Annotated in this window: 17 protein-coding genes, 1 tRNA gene and 1 pseudogene; 10 read left to right on the top strand and 9 right to left on the bottom strand. The window is 66.1% G+C overall.

The window, feature by feature from the left end; translation table 11 throughout:
• Positions 1 to 55: 55 nt before the first annotated feature.
• Together FS641_RS02125 and FS641_RS02115 are read right to left on the bottom strand one after the other, a co-directional pair.
• Positions 56 to 448: a holo-ACP synthase gene (locus FS641_RS02125; protein ID WP_144759195.1), complete on the bottom strand. Its 393-nt coding sequence runs from the start codon at positions 446 to 448 to the stop codon at positions 56 to 58.
• 224 nt (positions 449 to 672) lie between these two features.
• Positions 673 to 3015, bottom strand: coding sequence for an AAA family ATPase (locus tag FS641_RS02115; protein ID WP_186317533.1), 2343 nt, complete (start codon positions 3013 to 3015; stop codon positions 673 to 675).
• A 164-nt stretch (positions 3016 to 3179) separates the two neighbouring features.
• Between FS641_RS02115 and FS641_RS02110 the strand changes: the two genes are divergently transcribed.
• Positions 3180 to 3252 (top strand) — tRNA-Val (locus FS641_RS02110).
• Between the two features lie 60 nt (positions 3253 to 3312).
• Here FS641_RS02110 and FS641_RS02105 read toward each other — a convergent pair.
• Positions 3313 to 3738: a hypothetical protein gene (locus FS641_RS02105; protein ID WP_144759189.1), complete on the bottom strand. Its 426-nt coding sequence runs from the start codon at positions 3736 to 3738 to the stop codon at positions 3313 to 3315.
• Between the two features lie 227 nt (positions 3739 to 3965).
• Between FS641_RS02105 and FS641_RS02100 the strand changes: the two genes are divergently transcribed.
• Complete coding sequence (locus FS641_RS02100) at positions 3966 to 5156, top strand: hypothetical protein (RefSeq protein ID WP_144759186.1); 1191 nt, start codon at positions 3966 to 3968, stop codon at positions 5154 to 5156.
• Complete coding sequence (locus tag FS641_RS02095; RefSeq protein WP_186317532.1) at positions 5153 to 5593, top strand: hypothetical protein; 441 nt, start codon at positions 5153 to 5155, stop codon at positions 5591 to 5593. Before FS641_RS02100 ends, FS641_RS02095 begins: the two co-directional genes overlap by 4 nt.
• A gap of 51 nt (positions 5594 to 5644) precedes the next feature.
• Here the strand turns inward: FS641_RS02095 and FS641_RS02090 are convergent, their stop codons facing one another.
• Together FS641_RS02090 and FS641_RS02085 are read right to left on the bottom strand one after the other, a co-directional pair.
• Positions 5645 to 6730 (bottom strand): tyrosine-type recombinase/integrase, encoded by a 1086-nt coding sequence (locus FS641_RS02090; protein ID WP_186317531.1) that lies wholly within the window; start codon positions 6728 to 6730, stop codon positions 5645 to 5647.
• Complete coding sequence (locus tag FS641_RS02085) at positions 6730 to 6942, bottom strand: AlpA family transcriptional regulator (protein WP_186317530.1); 213 nt, start codon at positions 6940 to 6942, stop codon at positions 6730 to 6732. Before FS641_RS02085 ends, FS641_RS02090 begins: the two co-directional genes overlap by 1 nt.
• A gap of 226 nt (positions 6943 to 7168) precedes the next feature.
• Between FS641_RS02085 and FS641_RS02080 the strand changes: the two genes are divergently transcribed.
• Positions 7169 to 7894, top strand: coding sequence for a hypothetical protein (locus FS641_RS02080; RefSeq protein ID WP_144759176.1), 726 nt, complete (start codon positions 7169 to 7171; stop codon positions 7892 to 7894).
• A 17-nt stretch (positions 7895 to 7911) separates the two neighbouring features.
• On the opposite strand, the gene FS641_RS02075 is transcribed toward FS641_RS02080, so the two are convergent.
• Complete coding sequence (locus tag FS641_RS02075; RefSeq protein ID WP_144759173.1) at positions 7912 to 8211, bottom strand: hypothetical protein; 300 nt, start codon at positions 8209 to 8211, stop codon at positions 7912 to 7914.
• An 881-nt stretch (positions 8212 to 9092) separates the two neighbouring features.
• On the opposite strand from FS641_RS02075, the pseudogene FS641_RS02070 reads away from it, so the two are divergent.
• Positions 9093 to 9971 (top strand): annotated as a pseudogene (locus tag FS641_RS02070) (MFS transporter); the annotation flags it as partial.
• Between the two features lie 517 nt (positions 9972 to 10488).
• Complete coding sequence (locus FS641_RS02065) at positions 10489 to 11001, top strand: ATP-binding protein (protein ID WP_260855656.1); 513 nt, start codon at positions 10489 to 10491, stop codon at positions 10999 to 11001.
• Between the two features lie 55 nt (positions 11002 to 11056).
• Here the strand turns inward: FS641_RS02065 and FS641_RS02060 are convergent, their stop codons facing one another.
• From FS641_RS02060 to FS641_RS02050, 3 genes are all read right to left on the bottom strand, one after another.
• Positions 11057 to 12226, bottom strand: a complete 1170-nt coding sequence (locus tag FS641_RS02060; protein WP_144759167.1) for a permease — start codon at positions 12224 to 12226, stop codon at positions 11057 to 11059.
• A 130-nt stretch (positions 12227 to 12356) separates the two neighbouring features.
• Entirely contained in the window at positions 12357 to 12971 is a 615-nt protein-coding gene (locus FS641_RS02055) for a DUF305 domain-containing protein (RefSeq protein ID WP_260855608.1), read from the bottom strand.
• A gap of 111 nt (positions 12972 to 13082) precedes the next feature.
• Positions 13083 to 13553 (bottom strand): hypothetical protein, encoded by a 471-nt coding sequence (locus FS641_RS02050; protein ID WP_144759164.1) that lies wholly within the window; start codon positions 13551 to 13553, stop codon positions 13083 to 13085.
• A gap of 286 nt (positions 13554 to 13839) precedes the next feature.
• Here FS641_RS02050 and FS641_RS02045 point away from each other — a divergent pair, with 286 nt between their 5' ends.
• From FS641_RS02045 to FS641_RS02030, 4 genes are read left to right on the top strand one after another with little or no spacing between them, the layout of a single operon-like run.
• Positions 13840 to 14346, top strand: coding sequence for a universal stress protein (locus FS641_RS02045; protein WP_144759161.1), 507 nt, complete (start codon positions 13840 to 13842; stop codon positions 14344 to 14346).
• Between the two features lie 11 nt (positions 14347 to 14357).
• Complete coding sequence (locus FS641_RS02040; RefSeq protein WP_260855607.1) at positions 14358 to 15089, top strand: 2,3-diphosphoglycerate-dependent phosphoglycerate mutase; 732 nt, start codon at positions 14358 to 14360, stop codon at positions 15087 to 15089.
• Positions 15086 to 15589, top strand: a complete 504-nt coding sequence (locus FS641_RS02035; RefSeq protein ID WP_031261894.1) for a CrcB family protein — start codon at positions 15086 to 15088, stop codon at positions 15587 to 15589. Before FS641_RS02040 ends, FS641_RS02035 begins: the two co-directional genes overlap by 4 nt.
• Positions 15586 to 15957, top strand: coding sequence for a CrcB family protein (locus FS641_RS02030; RefSeq protein WP_144759154.1), 372 nt, complete (start codon positions 15586 to 15588; stop codon positions 15955 to 15957). The genes FS641_RS02035 and FS641_RS02030 overlap by 4 nt, the downstream gene beginning before the upstream one ends.
• Positions 15958 to 15976 lie beyond the last annotated feature (19 nt).

Below are 15976 nucleotides of genomic sequence, written 5' to 3'. Positions count from 1 at the left end.
AGCCGCCGTGCGGATGCGTGAAGCCGCATCGTTGCCCCAGGGCCTGTCCGTTCGTTCAGGTCTGGGGTCGCCGGTGCTCGACGAGGGCGACGGCGGTGGCGAGCGCCAGGCCGCGCTCGTGGGACAGCGAGACCGCGATGGGTCCGACGCCCTGCTCCTCGGCGAGCGCGGCCGCGGCACCGGAGAGTTCCACGAGGGGCGCGCCGACGGCGTCGAGGACGATGGCGACGTCGAGCAGCGGGAGTGCGCGGGTGTCGCTCGGACGGAGGAGCTTGACCACCGCCTCCTTGCCGGCGAACCGCGCCGCGAGCCGTTCCGGATCGTCGTCGGTGTCGCGCCGCTCGCGTGCGGTGAAGACCCTGGTGAGGTACCGCTCGCCGTGGGCCGCGATCCCCGCGACCACGTCGGCGACGTCGGCGAGGTCGCAGCCGGTCCGGATGCTCGTCATGGCGGGAGCGTACGGGATCGTGGCGCGCCGTAGGATGAAGGTCGAGGGCCTTTAGCTCAGCTGGTAGAGCGCCACGTTTACACCGTGGATGTCAGTCCCGTCGCTCGCGCTCCGCTGGTCGCCGAAAGACCAGGTCAGGACGGTGATCGTCCCGTTCCCTCTGACTGGTCCGAGCGTTGCTCCGTGTCCGTGTCGGTTTGGTGTCGGTGCGGAAATGGCAACGGCTAGGCGGCAGCGACCGGTTCCACCGTGACCGAAGCCGCACCGATGTACGAGAGGCCCGGCACGACGGCGGCGCACATCTGCTCGAAGTGCGGCCGATCCACTGCCGCGATGAAGCGGAACACCGACTCGAGGACGACCACCGCCTCGTGCACGTCCACGGGCCGAGAGATGTCCGCTTCTTCGCTGTGCGACGACTGGTGAAGGAACCGCACCAGACGCTGGCGGAGTGGCTGCTCGATCTGGTGTTCGTCGAACGCCGTCCGCATGCTCCCTTCGAAGTCGCCCATGAGCACTGGCAACCGAAAGGCCAGGAACGACTCCAAGAGCCGCCTCGCGGCGTTCGGTAGGAGCGCAGCAGCTTCAAGCTCAGCCTCGAACTGCGTACCGGAGTTCCGCTCGAGGACGGCACTGCCGACTCGCCAGAACAGGTAGTGGTACTGGGAGCGCAGCTTCTTGCGGAGCTGAGGGTCGCTCCAGCTCCGCAGCACAGGCACACGACGGGGAACGTCCTCAGCGTCGCGACTCACCCTCGAGCGCAGTTCGTGCAATGAGTACGAGTTGTCCCGGCGGAGCCGCGAGTTCAGCCGGTCCAGTTGGTTCACCCACATCCGGAAGAGCTCGAAGCTGTGCGTGAGCAGGATCAACTGGTGGCGGATGCCCGCTCCGACGAAGGTGTTCCAGAGGTGCCCGGAGACGCCGACCATGATCTCCTGGTCCAGACTCGACACCGGATCGTCAATGACGACGGTCAGGTCGGCGCCACGCATCGTCTCGTCGCGGAGGCTGCACAGGAAGTGGAGCAGCGAGATCGCCGTCCGCTCGCCCTCGCTGAGACCGACGGCCGGGCGCCCGTCCCGTTCGATGGCGTAACGCCCATCGACGGCGGTGAAGCGGAGCTCGTCGCGACCGAGGAGGACGGCAACGTCTCGGGTGAGCTCGCTTGCAAGTGGTCCCGCGTCGAGCCCGGCAGAATTCAGGCGCCCACGTTCGCGGGTCAACTGCTCGCGCTCGGCGCCGTGGTCTGCCGCTTGTTGCTCGGCGCCGAGCGCTCGCTCCGACAACGACACGTACTCCGAGCGGATCAACTCGACCCGAGCGCGCTCGACACGGTCGGCGGCGTCCGCGCGGATCGACTCGAACGCCGCCGAACGCTCGTTGTGGTCCCGCAGCACGAGGTTGATCGCGGCCACGTCGTCCGATTGGCCGTCGACAACACCGGGATCGAACGTGACCACGTCGAACATCGCGGAGCGCTTGGTCTCGATCGCACGGCGAACCGCGTCGAGGGCCTCGCTTCGAGACGTGGTGGCCTCTCGCACCCCGGCGAGCAGCTCACCGTACGACTCCCGGAGCGGCGGGTACAGGAGATTTGCTGCCGGCGCGCGGGAGATCATGCCCTGCTGAGCCGCGATGACCGCTGCGACGCGGCCGTCCAGCATGTCGAGCGTGCGCTCCAGCTGCCGGAACCGGCCGTCGAAGTGCGCGGCCAGAGCACCTCGGCGTTCGTCGGTCACCACACCGCCACAGAACAGGCACCGATCGCGTTGCTCGTGCCTCGACATGCCTTCACTCACCCAGGTGCTGTCCTCGGGATGCGCGGCCAGGTCGTCGAGGACCACGTTCGACACCGAGGTGGCAAGCGCGTCACCCACCTCGGCGACGAGCGGAACGACACTTTCACCGGTGATGGTGAGGAGGGCGACTGGCTCCATCTTCTGCGGACGAACAGTGCCGAGATGCGTCGAGATGACCTCGTCGAGGGGTTCGTCGAACCTGGTCGGCAAGGCATCCAGCAAGGTCTTCACCTGGCGACGGTTGTAGGCCCGGCCGTACCGTGCGCTCACGTGCTGCAGCTCGCTGTGGATCGTCGTCGCGGTCGCAGTTGCGAGACGGTCCGCAGCGTTTCTCGCGCGGCCGGCGTCCTCAACCGCGAGACGCTCCTCGCTCTCGATGATCTCGAGGCGTTCGGCGATCTGCGCGAGCCGTGTCTCGCGACCAACGCTCTTCTGGCCGAGGACGAGAAGCGGTGCTGCCTCGCTGCGATCGGTGCCGAAGCTCAGGTTGTTCTCGACGTAGTCCTGGTTGAACACGCGGACGCGTGTCCAGAAGGGGTCCTCGCTCGACGTGACTTGGCGAAGCCTGTCGCCGTCTTCGACTGAGACGTGCACGGTCGAGGCCGATGATGCCGCGGTCGCCTCGCCGAACGCGCGTGCGACTGACGACTTGCCGGTGCCGTTGCCGCCATAGACGACGTTGATCCGTTCGAAGTTGGAGGAATCGCTGCCGGGCTGCCAACGCCGGAAAAGACCGATGCCGTCGATACGGACGATGCGCTTGATCACGGGACCCCCGGCCCTTCGAGTGTGGACCCGGTCGGGTCGAACGAGCGCCGCAGCGCCGAGGGCAAGTATCGCGCAGGCGAGAGTCGGCCACCGTCGTCGGCGACGGCGAGTCAAGTCGCTCGTCGTCACGATGTCAGCTCATCGCCAAGTAGGATCGGCCTTGAGGGCTCTTAGCTCAGTTGGTAGAGCACTTCGCTTACACCGAAGTGGTCGGCGGTTCGAGCCCGCCAGAGCCCACCGGACCCTGGCAATGGTTCCGGCTCGAGCACGGGTCAGGTCCGCCGACTCGGCTCGTGATCAGCCGACGTAGAACACGTGGGGCGCACGGGCCTGCACCGAGAGCTGTCCGCCGGGACCGTTGCCCCCTACGATGACTTTGAACGGCTGCCCCGAGCCGTGATTTCGTCCAGCGCATGCGCACTCACACAGCCATGCGTTTTCGGGGAGTCCCGTCTTCCAGCACGCTTCCACGCACTTCTCGACACCGCCATGCTGAATCAGCGTTACCCGGCCGTATCGTGCGGCGAGACCGTGGATGACAGCGTTCGTGTGCGGCCGCGAGACCGACCATGATCGGGAGCTGGGGGAGTAGTTGACCTGACCCCGCCGTGAAGCGTTGAACATGTCTCCGAGGATGGTGTAGCCGCGTCCGTTGCCCTCGAACGGCATGTTCTGGATCTCCGTGCGCCGACCAGGACGAATCGTCACCGTGAGATCACCCATGCTCGGAGCCTAGAGGCTCTCGAGCGGTGCGAGCCGGAGGTCTGGAGCGGGATTGGGGCAAGGCGCACTTGTACGCGTCACCTTCTTGATGGCCTCCGGTCGGCGAGTTGACTTGCTCGACACCCGAACTCGGGGTCGCTTCGAAGGCCGACATGAGGGATCGTCGGTCGAATGGGGAGCACGGCAGCCACCGAGTCTGGATCGTTGAGCCACCACGCGGTGTTGCCGTGAGCGCCGACCAGCCAGGGACGATCGCGGTCACTCTGCACGGGAGCCGCGTGATGATCGACCGCGTCGTCTTCGTCGAGCTGTTCGAGAACTCTGTCGTGAGTGCACGCGTTCCGTATCGCCACGCCCTCGAACGGTCAACGATCAGCTTTTCTGATCTCGTCGATCTGGCGCGCACCGCACAGGTGCCGTACGCACTCTGCTTCGCGCCGCGCGAGCTGGTTCGGGCGCAGGTCGAAACGAAGACGCAGAAGCTGCTGCAAGGGTTGAGCAAAGACACCTTCGCCGTCAACTCGCGTACGACGATCGAGCTCAGCGACGTCGAGCTCATCGTCAAGGATCTTGTGCGGAAGCAGATGATGCTGCGCACTCACGACGAGTCGCTCGCCGAGAACAAGATCGTTGGAGTCCTCCGGAAGCCTCGGGCGACGATCGAGGAGGACGTCGCCGTGCTGCTCACAGCTCTCGACTTGGATGTGGCCGTACTCCGCTTGGCTCGATCGAAGGGCGCCGCCCTGTCGTTGCTCATCGAGACGCTGGAGTCGCACCAGATCCTCGTCTCGCGCAGCGTCCGCGGCTTCATGCCGCAGCTCATCGAGGTCAAGTTCAGTGGGCTGACCATCAAGGACAAGAAGGTCCCGTACATCTTCCTCTCGCGGGGGAGTCACGGCGACGACGAGGAGCCGGAGGGGCGTCAGCTCTTCACGCTTACCCTTCTCACCGTCTTGGTCGCTCGCGGCATCTTCGCCCCGGTGACCTACGACGGCCGGAACCTTGCGTCGGACCCGGGCCGCGAGTACGACATCGTTGGCGAGGTCCTAATGCCGGCGGCGGAGATGCGAACGGTTCCGTCCGACGACCTCGGGAAAATCAGGAGCACCGCCGACTCGTTCAAGGTGACTCCGAGCGCGCTGGTCGTGCGCCTCCAGCGGCTCGGACTCATCAGTTGTGTCGGTGCTCAGCAACACCTCGAGGAACTTCGCCTCGAGTTCGCCAACCGGCCGAAGTCGCAGGGCCGCCAACCGAAACCCGTGAACGGGGTCCGGACGTACAACGGCCGGGAGCTGTCCGTTCGCATGCTCGGCGCGCTGGATGCCGGCAAGATCACCGAAGGTGAGTTCTGCCGAGCGGTCTGCGCGAACAAGATCCGACCGCGAGAGATCCGGGACTTCCGGGAGGCGCTCGGATGATGGGGACGTTCTACCTCCTCGACAACAACGCGTTGACTCGGCTGACGCCGGAGCAACGCTCCTCGGCGTTCGTGCACGAACAGTGTCGGCTACCGTCCGAAGTGCTCCACGAAGCACGATTCCTTCCGGACGTCGATTCGCTGCGCGCGCTCGAATACTCGACCGATGAGGGCGTCCTCCTGCACCTCGCTGCCGTCCTTCAATGTGTTCCAGCCGACGACACGACCCTCATCGACCTCTACGCAAATCTCGGGAATGCCGACCCGATGTTGCTCGCGTGCGCGCTCGACGCGATGGCCGAGGCTGAGCTGGGTCTGTTCGGTGCGGAGTGGGTGGTCGTGTCGAACGACCGCGCCGTGGTGACGCTGGCTGGTGACCTAGGCGTGCCGACACTCTCGAGCGACGAGTTCTCGTTGGTGCTCATCGAGGAGGGCTGAGACGGAGCGGCCGGGCCGGGCCGGGCCCCGTTCGGTTCCGCTGCCTCCGCCTCATGACAAGTCTCGCTCCTCGGAGCGCTCGCGTCGAGCTCGCATCATCCGGGCGATGGCGGCCATGTCGCCGTCGTCGTTCATCCAGTGGGAGTAGCGGTTGACGGTCTGCTGTGTCGTGCTGTGACCGAGCCATACAGAGATGGTCTTGACGTTGATTCCGTCGCTCATCCACGCCGTCGCGGCGGTGTGGCGAAGGTCGTGGACACGATGGTTCCCTGCCGTCGTCTTCCAGCGAAGGTCGCGGGTGAAGTTCGGTCCGCTCAGTTCGGAGCCGCCGGTCGACCGGAACAGGAACGCGTCGGGCGACTTGCCATCAGCATGGCGCATCGCGATTTCCTCTGCGTTGCCCATGAGAGGGACCTTCCGGCTTCGCCGTCCTTTCGTCTGCTTTTCGGGGTACCCGTCGCTCTTCGAGCGCTCGACCATGACTGCGGGGAAGGGGTTCGTGACGATGTTGCGGACACGGAGCGCCTTCATCTCTCCCCAGCGCAAGCCGGTCTCCCGAAGAAACTCGACAACGTCGGCGTAGTTCGGGTTCAGGGCTCGCTGAGCCACGAGCATCGACCTGAACTCCGACTCGGTGAAGGGCCGGACGGTGTTCGTTTCCGTTCCGTCCCCGCGACCGAGCGGTGCATCCAGGACTGGGTTGTGCGAGATGTACGCCTCCCGCACCGCGTACGCGAAGACCCCACCGAGCGACTCCCGAATTCGCTTCGCGGTGCTGTGCCGCTTGGTGCGCACGAGGTTGGCGACGTACCTTCGCAGCTGCCGGCCGTCGATGGAACCGATGGGAAGCCGCTTCATCTGGTCTGAGACGTGGAGGCGGAGGTTTGTCTCATCGGTGTCGTAGGTCTGTTGCGAGACGAGTCCGCGCCGCTCGGTCAGGAACTCCTTGATGAGTTCTGCGAGCGTCATCTCGGCGTTGCGAGGGTCGGACCAGGTTCCGGATGCGAGAGTCGTCTTCTGGCCGAGCTCCCAAGCGTCGGCGTCCTTCTTCCGGTCGAACGTCGCCATCGAGACCTGCTTGCCGCGGTGGTAGACGCGGGCGCGCCAACGTCCGTTGTCCGCCTTCTTGACGCTCATCAGGCTGCCTCCGCCTCGTCGCTCAGCATGTTGAGCCATGCATCGACGTCGGACGTCCGAAACCTGAGGGCTCGACCGATGCGGACGCCCCTCGGGCCGCGTCCCTGGCTTCGCAGCGAGTAGAGCGTGCTCTTCGAGGTCTGCGTGTAGTGGCTGAGCTCGTCCATCGTGAGCATTGGCTCCAGCTGGGGGTTCGCGCTCGCGTCGGTCATGGATTGTGTATGCGCGGACGCATTCGGTACGCCGCACGTCGCGCAGCGGGTCTGGGTTTCGGTCATGGGAGGCCTATGCGTCGCTCACGGGACCAGCACCCGGAAACCGGGTTTTGCCTGGTCAGGCGGTAACTCGGGACGATCGTCGCCAGTCCAGTCGGTCACGATCGCACGCGAGACCGGGGCGTGGGGCGCCCGTTCCTTGAACATCTGGCACCCTTTGAGCGTGGCAACGATCATGACGAAGACAAAGGCAGCCGCGACCATCCGGGAGCACCTCGCCCAGAGCGGCGTCGATGTGACGAAGCTCCACACGGTCACGAACACCGCTCAGCTCGTCATTCTCGAAGACGACCTCGTCGTTTCTGCAGCGTTGCTTCGGCCGCGCGGCGTGACCGCCGACCAGGTCACGCCGGTCCTCGAGCGAGCTGAGATGCGAGCGGTTCGGGTGTACGTGGTGTCTGGCTGGAACGAGGATGCAACTGCGGCTCTTGACGCGGTAGGCATCGAGCGATTCAGCATTGGGTCAAACGGTGTTGTCACAGCGGACAACGTGGTGGCGGAGATCTCGGCTGCCTCGGGAGCGCTGCTGGACGAGGCTAGGGCGCTGAGCGTTGTCAACGACATCGCGGCCGCCGCACACCGGCTCCAGGCTGCGGCGGAGCAGCTTGTCGATCTGGCTTTGCGAGTCCGTATCGCGCAACAGCGCGGAGCTGTCACGTCGACGGAATGGTTGGACGTCGTGGACATTCGGAGACGAGTAGACGACGCGCGGAACTTGCTGGCTCCTGCTCTTGATCGTGCGAAGGTGGCGGTGCCCTTCGGCCGTGTTCCAGCGAGTCGGATCGCTCGTTGGCTTCCGGTCAGATCTGCGAACGAGACGCTGGCGGAAGTCATGGCAATCGGTCGCCGAGAGATCGACGCGTCGCAGAGGGCGCTCGGGCTGGCGTAGCGTCGCCAGCCCTGGCGTCAGGGCTCGTCGGGCAGCTCCGTCAGGGTGCGTCGAATGAGCTCGTGGGAGAGCACTCCGACATCCGTTCCGGCGTGCAAGGCCTTGAGTGCTCCGATGAGCTCCTCCCGCGCGATGTTCGCAACCTCCCCGCTGTCCCAAACTTCGGCCGCGCGCACCCGCCATCGGGTGCGTCGGATGACCTCGAACGCGGTCTCGTCCGACTCCGGGTCCTGCGCGGCGAGAAGAACGAGTCGTTCGAGTTCACGTGAGGTCTGGAGCAGCGCCCATCGTGCGCGCAGTTGAGATGCGATATCCATGCTCGTCTCTATGCGCGGAGTTCCTCGACCTGCTCCTCCGAGCCGTGCGAATTGGGCCTCAGAATGCCACGCCGGGGCCAGCGCCAGCTCGCCAATCTCGCCCAGAACAGGGCCGAATTTTCGCTCGACGCCTCACCCATGTCGGAGACGGCGGAACCGTTGCGTCTTGTGAGGAAAGACCAACGGGCCAGACGACGTGGCACGCGGCGATGCGATCCTACGAGGCTCCCGCTGGTCCGTTGCGCCCGTGTCAGGCTCCGGTAGAGGAGCGGCGCGACGACGATGTCGTGGAGGCCTGAGGTCACCTCTCAGACCGTTCATGCGCGGCTCCTGTCGTCGACACGTCAGCGCTTCGCCTTCGCCGAGCCCGCTGTCGTACACACCACGGGTCACGGCGGACGCACCGCGAGTGTCCTCGTCTCGTCAATTCACGTCGGGCCGACATCAGGGTGCTGCCGAAGACGGCCCCGCATGCTCGCCGCCCAGGTCGTGATCTCCCGGCAAGGCGTCGTGCGCCTGCCACGCGCGTCACATCTTGGTGATGTCCTTCTGGACACTGTGCCGACGTGAGCGCACCGACGTGGCGCTGCCGTTTGCGGTTCGCCGACCGTTCCTCCTGGACGATTCGACATCATCACACCGCTCGCTACGACGCTGTCGGCCAACACGCGATCTTGGCTGACGATCTCGCGCCGGTCCTACTGCCTTGGCACGACCAGGCTCCACCCATTGATGGTCATTAGCGGCGCTACCGCGCACATAAGGAGAACCGGGACCGCGGATACTCCGACCCTCCCTAACGTTGACGGTCGAGGGGTGACACGTCTGGCAGTGACGCCGACTGGCCCAGCCCTCGTGTCCGCTCAACGAGGAGAGGCCCAATGCAGTCCACCCGCACCGTCGCGCGAGCACGACGCGCAGCTTTCGCCAGCTTCCTCGGCGGCACCCTGGAGTACTACGACTTCTTCGTGTACACGACCGCGGCATCGCTGATCTTCGGCCGGGTGTTCTTCCCTGCGGGGGATCCGACCGCCGCGCTGATCCAGTCCTTCGCGGTGCTCGGAGTCGGATACGTGTTCCGGCCGATCGGCGCCTTCATCTTCGGGCACCTCGGCGACCGCGTCAGCCGGAAGAACACGCTCGTGGCGACGCTGACGATCATGGGCGCCTCGACGTTCCTCATCGGCGTCCTCCCCACGTTCCAGACGGCCGGCTACCTCGCGCCGATTCTGCTCGTCGTGCTCCGGATCCTGCAGGGCTTGTCCGCCGGTGGCGAGACCGCCGGCGCTTCCACGTTGACGGTCGAGGAGTCGCCGGAGGGTCGCCGGGCGTTCTACGCGAGTTTCACGTCTTCGGGCATCAGCGCCGGGATCGTCCTGGCATCGCTCGTCTTCCTTCCCGTCGCCGCGCTGCCGGAAGCCGCCCGCGACAGCTGGGGATGGCGAGTCCCGTTCCTGCTTTCCGTCGTCGTCCTGATCGTCGCGTACCTCGTGCGCCGCCGCCTCGAGGAACCTGAGGTGTTCGTCGACGAGAAGGACGCCCATCGGCGCGCCCGTCTGCCGATGGTCGGGCTGTTCCGGTCGAATCCGAAGGCGTTCCTGGTCGTCGTACTGATGTCGCTGGTGATCGTCATCACCACGTTCATGCAGTCGTTCGGCCTCGCGTACGCGACCCAGATCAGCACGCTGTCACCGGCGGACATGCTCTGGACCAGCGTCGCGGGCAACGTGCTCGCTGTCGTCTGGGGACAGCCCGTTCATCGTCGCGGCCCCGGGGACATCGCGGAACTCGAATCAGGACACTCCGACGACTGGGGTCCACGAGCGCTTCTTGCCTGTCTACGGAAGCTTTGTGGCGGCGGGCCCACGGAGGCCGAGCGGGTGGTCGTTGAATACGCCTGGGCCACAAACGATGAGTTTCGCGTCATCTACTCCTGGACCGGTGGCCGACGAGTCGGCATCATCCGGAATAGAGAGACCACCATCGACCGGATGGACGTCTACGCAACCGGAGACATTGCGACACCCGAAGAGTTCGGCCAGGAGGTAGCGGACTTCAACATCGGAGAGCCCTGGGGGCGTACGGCGACATCCTCGATGTTGATGCCGACGGTCTCGGGTGGTGGGGCCACATCCCCCTTTGCCGCCGCTCGTGACCGCCCGTTGATGGATCGATCTTCGGACACGTCCTCAGTGGTCCAGCGTGCGTATCCACGTCGCTGGTGCTGCGCGTCCGCGAGCGATAGACAAGGAGCTACGGCCGCCGAAGGAGTTGTCGATGCTGGTTCAGGTTTGTGGTCTTCCTGGTGCAGGGAAGTCGACGCTGTCTGCTGCTATCGCGGAGCTGATGCCCTCGCTGACGCTCCGCGTCGACGCGATCGAGGGCGCGATGTGGAAGTACCAAATCCCACGCGAGCAGTCCGGTATCGCTGCGTACTCGATCATGCATGCCATCGTGGTACCGAACCTCCGTCGCGGTCAGGTGGTCATCGCGGACGCGGTGAGCGGCGTTGAACCTGCTCGGGCTGGGTGGGTGTCCACGGCTGATGCCGCCGGGGTGCCGCTGCGCGTGATCGAGGTCGTGTGTGCCGACGTCGACGAACACCGCCGCCGCGTGGAACAGCGTGCGAACGACCTGCCCGGGTTCACGTTGCCGACGTGGGACGAGGTACAGCGCACCGCCGACGAGTACGAGCCCCGCACGGACGATCGGCTCATCACCGACAGCACCCGCCCTCTCGAAGAGACGGTTCGCCAGGCACTCGACTACCTCGAACTCCACGCCCGGTAGGCGATCGGCTACCGGACGGCGGAGGGGGGGGGGGGGGGGCGGTCCTACGGAATGGTCAGGTGTGCGAGTGGCCGTGGCTGTTCTCCTCGGGTGCGTCGCTCATCATGCGGAGCATCGACCAGGAACCGCTGCGGATGAACACGACCAGCAGGAACGCGGCGATCAGGAGGAACACGATGTTGAGCCAGGTGGTGTAGTTCCAGCTGATTGTGGTCGCGACGATGCTCAGGTGCCGGTTCGTGGGAATCAGGCCCAGCGGAGTGAACAGCAGCTCGACGGCGTACCCGGCGAGGACCATGGCGCCGTAGAAGATGCCGGTGATCCGGAGGGCGGCCTTCCAGCCGTAGTACTTCCGGTAGATGACGATGATCGGGATGATGATCAGGTCGGCGAAGATGAAGCTGATCACGCCGCCGAAGCTGATCCCACCGTTCCAGAGCACTGCAGCCAGGGGCACGTTACCGACGGAGCAGACGAAGCTCACCATCGCCAGGATCGGTCCGATGATTGGGTCGATGATGAACGCGAGCGTGGGGTGCCCTTCGAGGAAGATCGCTTGCAGCCAGGCTTTCGGCACCCACGCGTCGAATGCGCCGGCGATGAGCAGACCGATGATGATGTCGCGGATGACGGATGCCCAGTCCATGACGAAGTACTGCGACACACTTGTCAGCCCCGGCTTCGAGAACAGTCGCCGCCAAAACCCCTGGTTGCCCTGCACGGACATGTCCATCGCCGCGTGGCCCTCCATCGATCCGGCAAGGCCCTTGTCGGCTTGCTCGCGGGCGGCGTCGAGGATCTTGCCACGCATCCAGAGTCGGAAACCGAGGGCGATGAGGATGATCATGATTGGGCCGCCGATGAACTCCGCGAGGGTGAACTGCCAGCCCATCACGAACGCCAGGATCAGGCCGAGTTCGACGACGAGGTTCGTCGATGCGACCTCGAACGCCATCGCGGATGACAGGCTCGCGCCTTTCCGGAACAGGGCTCGTGCGAGTGCGACTGCGGCGTAGGAGCAGGACGATGACAGGGCGCCGAGTCCGGTCGCGACGCTGATCGCGCGAGGCGAGTCGTCGTGCATGAGCTTCATGATCCGGTCCGTGCGGACGACGGCTTGGATGATACCGGACAGGGCGAAGCCGAGGATGAGGGGCCAGAGGATCTCCCACCCCATGGAGCCAGCGGCTGCGAGGGCGTCGCCGAGCGCGTTGAGGATGAACATGTACACCTACTTCGTTGCGGTGCGGGAAGAGTGTCCCGCAGCGTCGTGAGAATGAGGGAGACCGGACCGGGTCGGACCGGACCGGTTGCGCGCCGAGGAGGCGGTCAAGCCTGCCTCGGCGCGCGCCGGGTCACTTGGATGCGAGCATGTCCTGCATCTGGGTGATCTGCTCGGTCTGGCTCTGCACGATCGACTTCGCGAGTGCGACCGCGTCTGCGTTCTTGCCCTTGGTGACTTCGGTTTTCGCCATGTCGACGGCGCTGGTGTGGTGCTGGATCATCTGCTCGAGGTAGAGCTGCCCGGCGTCCCGCGGGGACGCGTTCTGGAGGTCCTGCATGTCCGAGTCGGACATCATCCCCGACATCGCAGAGTGGTTCATCCCAGACATGCTCGGCATCTGGGTCGGTTTGTTCCACGCCTTCAGCCAGCCGGTCATTTCCGTGATCTCGGGGGCCTGTTCGGCCTTGATCTGCTTCGCCAGCGTCCCGACGTCGGCCTGCACGCCGGAGCCCTTCGCGAGGAGCATGTCGCTCATCTCGATGGCCTGCTGGTGGTGGGGCAGCATCTGCTGCGTGAACTTGACGTCCTGATCGTTGTGCGACGCCGCGGAGGTGGATTTCGACGACGAGGATTCCGACGACGACGTCTCTGGGCTGCTGGTGTTGTTGGTGGAGCAGCCCGCGAGAGTGAGCCCGATGGCCAGGGCTGCGGCGGCCGCGAGAGCGCGCATGGTGGTGGTCTGCATGGTGGATTCCGCTTCCGTGGATGCGTCAGATGGGTGCGGGCAGGCGACTGCCTGCCCGGGTTCTGGGCATGCGGGTGCTCCCGGAGGGTGGGAGGACCCGCCGGGGTGGAATCAGACTCGGATGATCTGCAATGCCGATAGTGACGGCGGCCGCGGCGCCGCGACACGGCGTGCCACGTGGGCTGCGAGGGCGAGCAGCCGCGCGAGGAGATGCAGCACCCCGCCACTCCGGGCGCGGAGCAGCACCCACGCGAACAGGGCGATCGTCAGCATGCACGCCATCCCCATCAGCGAGCACATCAGCGCACACAAGCCACCATCGCAGCCGGCATCGCTCAGGACGTTCATCACCGCAACCGCGGGAACCACGTCTTGAGCATGACCGGTGGCCGCGGTGTGACTGGTGGCAGCGGCCGGGTGGTGCTCCATCGCGGCGGTGGGAGCTGTCATCGGATGCTCAGGGTCGGCGGTGTGCCCGGCCATGGTGTGCATCAGGACCGTGAACCCGACCAGCAGCAGCAACGCCATCGTCGCCGTGACCTGCAACAGCAGTCGGCGACGCGGAGACGTGGTGATGATCATCTGGTTTCAGTGGGTCGGAGAGCGGAGAGCGTCAGCCGTGCGAGGCGACAGGTGACCGTCATGATACCCCCAAGGGGTACCCGCCGTCCGAGGATCGTGGAGGGCAGCAGCCAGCACAGGTATCGAGGTGCGGAAGATTGTCGGTGCAGGCATGGGGTGGTGGGTGCATACTTGTGGGGTCTTCGGACCCGGCAGTGGGGCTTGCCGGACCCAACCTCGACAATCGTCGACAACAGTCCCTATCTCAGCTGGTCGCGCTTTTGCGCGCCTGAGGTAGGGATATGTCATGGTCGAGTCGAACACTGCCGGTGTTGTCGTCGTCGGTGTGCAGCCAGGGCAGGCGCACGACGTCGTCGGTGTCGCGGCTGCCGTCGCTGAACGCTTCAGCGCCCGCCTGGTGTGTGTGGTCATCGATCCGGCGCTGCTGTCGACGGGGTTCCGTGCGGATGGGTCGGAGATCATCGAACCGATTGACCCGGACACGGCGGACAGCGACCCGCAGCAGCTCCCCGACGAAGACGTGCGGGTCATTCAGGAGCTCGCTGCAGCGCGATCAGTGGACGTGGAAGTTGCCTTCCGGGTCGGGGATCCGAGTCGCGCACTCGCTGCGGTGGCTGAGGAACGTGATGCGGTGATGATCGTCGTCGGATCGCAGACCGGCCGACGCCGGGTGACGGAACTGCTCAATGGGTCTGTCGCCGCGCACTTGACCCATCAGCAGCACCGGCCGGTGTTGGTCGTCCCGCATGACCCGGTTGGTGCCACCGTGGTCCGGCCGTCGGATGCCCCGTGACGGGCACGCTGATGCTTCTGCGGCATGGGGAGAGCACCGCGAACGAAGCCGGCACTTTCACCGGGCTCCTCGACGTCCCGCTCACGCCTCACGGTGAAGAGCAAGCGGCAGCGGCGGGGCAGCTTCTTCGGTCGAAGCACATCACGCCGGACGTCGTGGTCACCTCCACATTGCGCCGAGCCGTCCGCACCGCCGAACTGGTCTGCGACGCCCTCGGGACACAGATGCCCACAGAAGCGGTGTGGCAGTTCAACGAACGCAACTACGGTGCTCTGACCGGGATGACGAAGACCGACGCCCGTCGGATGCTCGGTGACGACAAGTACTTGCGGCTCCGCAGGTCCCGTACCGGCGCGCCGCCACCGATGTCGCTGCAGCTGTGGGAGGAACTGCGGTCAAGTTCCGCGCTGCGCGGCCTGCCCGACGGCGCTCTCCGACGCACCGAGGCCCTCTCGGACGTCATCGAGCGGGTCCGCCCCGTCCTGCACGACCGGCTCCTGCCGATGCTGCGGGCAGGGCGGAGCGTCCTCGTCGTCGCGCACGGGAACTCGCTCCGTGCGTTGTGCGCATGCATTGACGACCTCACCGACCCGGAGCTCGAGCAGCTGAACCTGCCGACCGGGCAACCCGTGCAGTACCACCTCGCCCCGACGGGTGCTCTCGTCCCGCGGGGTGGGGCGTTCCTGGATCCGACAGCAGCACAGCACGCCGCGGCGTTGGTCGCGGCAGAAGGCGGAACATGACCACCCGAACGGACACCCCGATGCCCGACGACCAGCTCCCCTCCGACCCGGACGTCGACGTCTCCGACCCCGCAGCGACCATGCGGCCGGTGCATCTGCGGTGGCGGTACGTCGGCCTCGTCGCAGTCGGTGGGGCCGCTGGTACTGCCCTCCGTGACGTCATCAGCATCGTGCTTCCTGCCGATGGCGGGGTGAGTTGGTCGATCTTCTGGATCAACATCACCGGCGCGTTGGCCCTCGGTGTGCTGTTGGAAGCGCTCGCGCACCGTGGGCCCGATGCCGGCCGCCGGAGGGTGCTGCGGCTGCTCCTCGGGACCGGGGTCCTCGGCGGGTTCACCACCTACAGCACCCTCGCCGAGTCCACCGCCGCCCTGTTCCTCGACGGGCACGGACTCGCCGGCACCGGGTACGCGCTCCTGACCGTCCTGTCCGGCGCGATCGCGACCGCCTGCGGTCTCGTCGTCGCCGGCTGGTTCCGACCCCGAACGGAGGACGCATGAACGCCGCGCTCATCCTCGCCGTCGCCGTCGCCGGCGGTGCCGGCGCTGCCGGCCGGTTCCTCCTCGACGGGGTGATCAACACCGGCCGGGAGTTCCGGCTCCCCGTCGGCACGTTGACGATCAACGTCACCGGGTCGCTGCTGCTGGGGATCATCGTCGGTGCCGCCACCCACCTCGGTGCGGTGCCGGTCGCGGTCCTCGGCACCGGGGTGATGGGCGGCTACACCACGTTCAGCACCGCCAGCTTCGAAACCGTCCGCCTCGCCCGCAGCGGCCGGATCACCGCCGCCGCGATCAACGGGCTCGGGATGCTCGTCGTCTCCGTCGCCGTCGCGACCGCCGGCATTCTCCTCGGCGGCACCCTGTGACCACCCCGCCCACTGACCA

Origin of the sequence: Curtobacterium sp. 9128 (assembly GCF_007673775.1) — a bacterium.
GTDB lineage: Bacteria > Actinomycetota > Actinomycetes > Actinomycetales > Microbacteriaceae > Curtobacterium.
This window is presented reverse-complemented; position numbering and strand designations above follow the sequence as displayed.

Excerpts from the sequence above, each read along its gene's own strand:
- FS641_RS02055 (WP_260855608.1), bottom strand. The coding sequence starts at position 12,971 with ATGCAGACCACCACCATGCGCGCTCTCGCGGCCGCCGCAGCCCTGGCC.
- FS641_RS02095 (WP_186317532.1), top strand. The coding sequence starts at position 5,153 with ATGATGGGGACGTTCTACCTCCTCGACAACAACGCGTTGACTCGGCTG.
- FS641_RS02050 (WP_144759164.1), bottom strand. The coding sequence starts at position 13,553 with ATGATCATCACCACGTCTCCGCGTCGCCGACTGCTGTTGCAGGTCACG.
- FS641_RS02065 (WP_260855656.1), top strand. The coding sequence starts at position 10,489 with ATGCTGGTTCAGGTTTGTGGTCTTCCTGGTGCAGGGAAGTCGACGCTG.
- FS641_RS02090 (WP_186317531.1), bottom strand. The coding sequence starts at position 6,730 with ATGAGCGTCAAGAAGGCGGACAACGGACGTTGGCGCGCCCGCGTCTAC.
- FS641_RS02105 (WP_144759189.1), bottom strand. The coding sequence starts at position 3,738 with ATGGGTGATCTCACGGTGACGATTCGTCCTGGTCGGCGCACGGAGATC.
- FS641_RS02060 (WP_144759167.1), bottom strand. The coding sequence starts at position 12,226 with ATGTTCATCCTCAACGCGCTCGGCGACGCCCTCGCAGCCGCTGGCTCC.
- FS641_RS02030 (WP_144759154.1), top strand. The coding sequence starts at position 15,586 with ATGAACGCCGCGCTCATCCTCGCCGTCGCCGTCGCCGGCGGTGCCGGC.
- FS641_RS02085 (WP_186317530.1), bottom strand. The coding sequence starts at position 6,942 with ATGACCGACGCGAGCGCGAACCCCCAGCTGGAGCCAATGCTCACGATG.
- FS641_RS02035 (WP_031261894.1), top strand. The coding sequence starts at position 15,086 with ATGACCACCCGAACGGACACCCCGATGCCCGACGACCAGCTCCCCTCC.
- FS641_RS02125 (WP_144759195.1), bottom strand. The coding sequence starts at position 448 with ATGACGAGCATCCGGACCGGCTGCGACCTCGCCGACGTCGCCGACGTG.
- FS641_RS02040 (WP_260855607.1), top strand. The coding sequence starts at position 14,358 with ATGCTTCTGCGGCATGGGGAGAGCACCGCGAACGAAGCCGGCACTTTC.
- FS641_RS02045 (WP_144759161.1), top strand. The coding sequence starts at position 13,840 with ATGGTCGAGTCGAACACTGCCGGTGTTGTCGTCGTCGGTGTGCAGCCA.
- FS641_RS02075 (WP_144759173.1), bottom strand. The coding sequence starts at position 8,211 with ATGGATATCGCATCTCAACTGCGCGCACGATGGGCGCTGCTCCAGACC.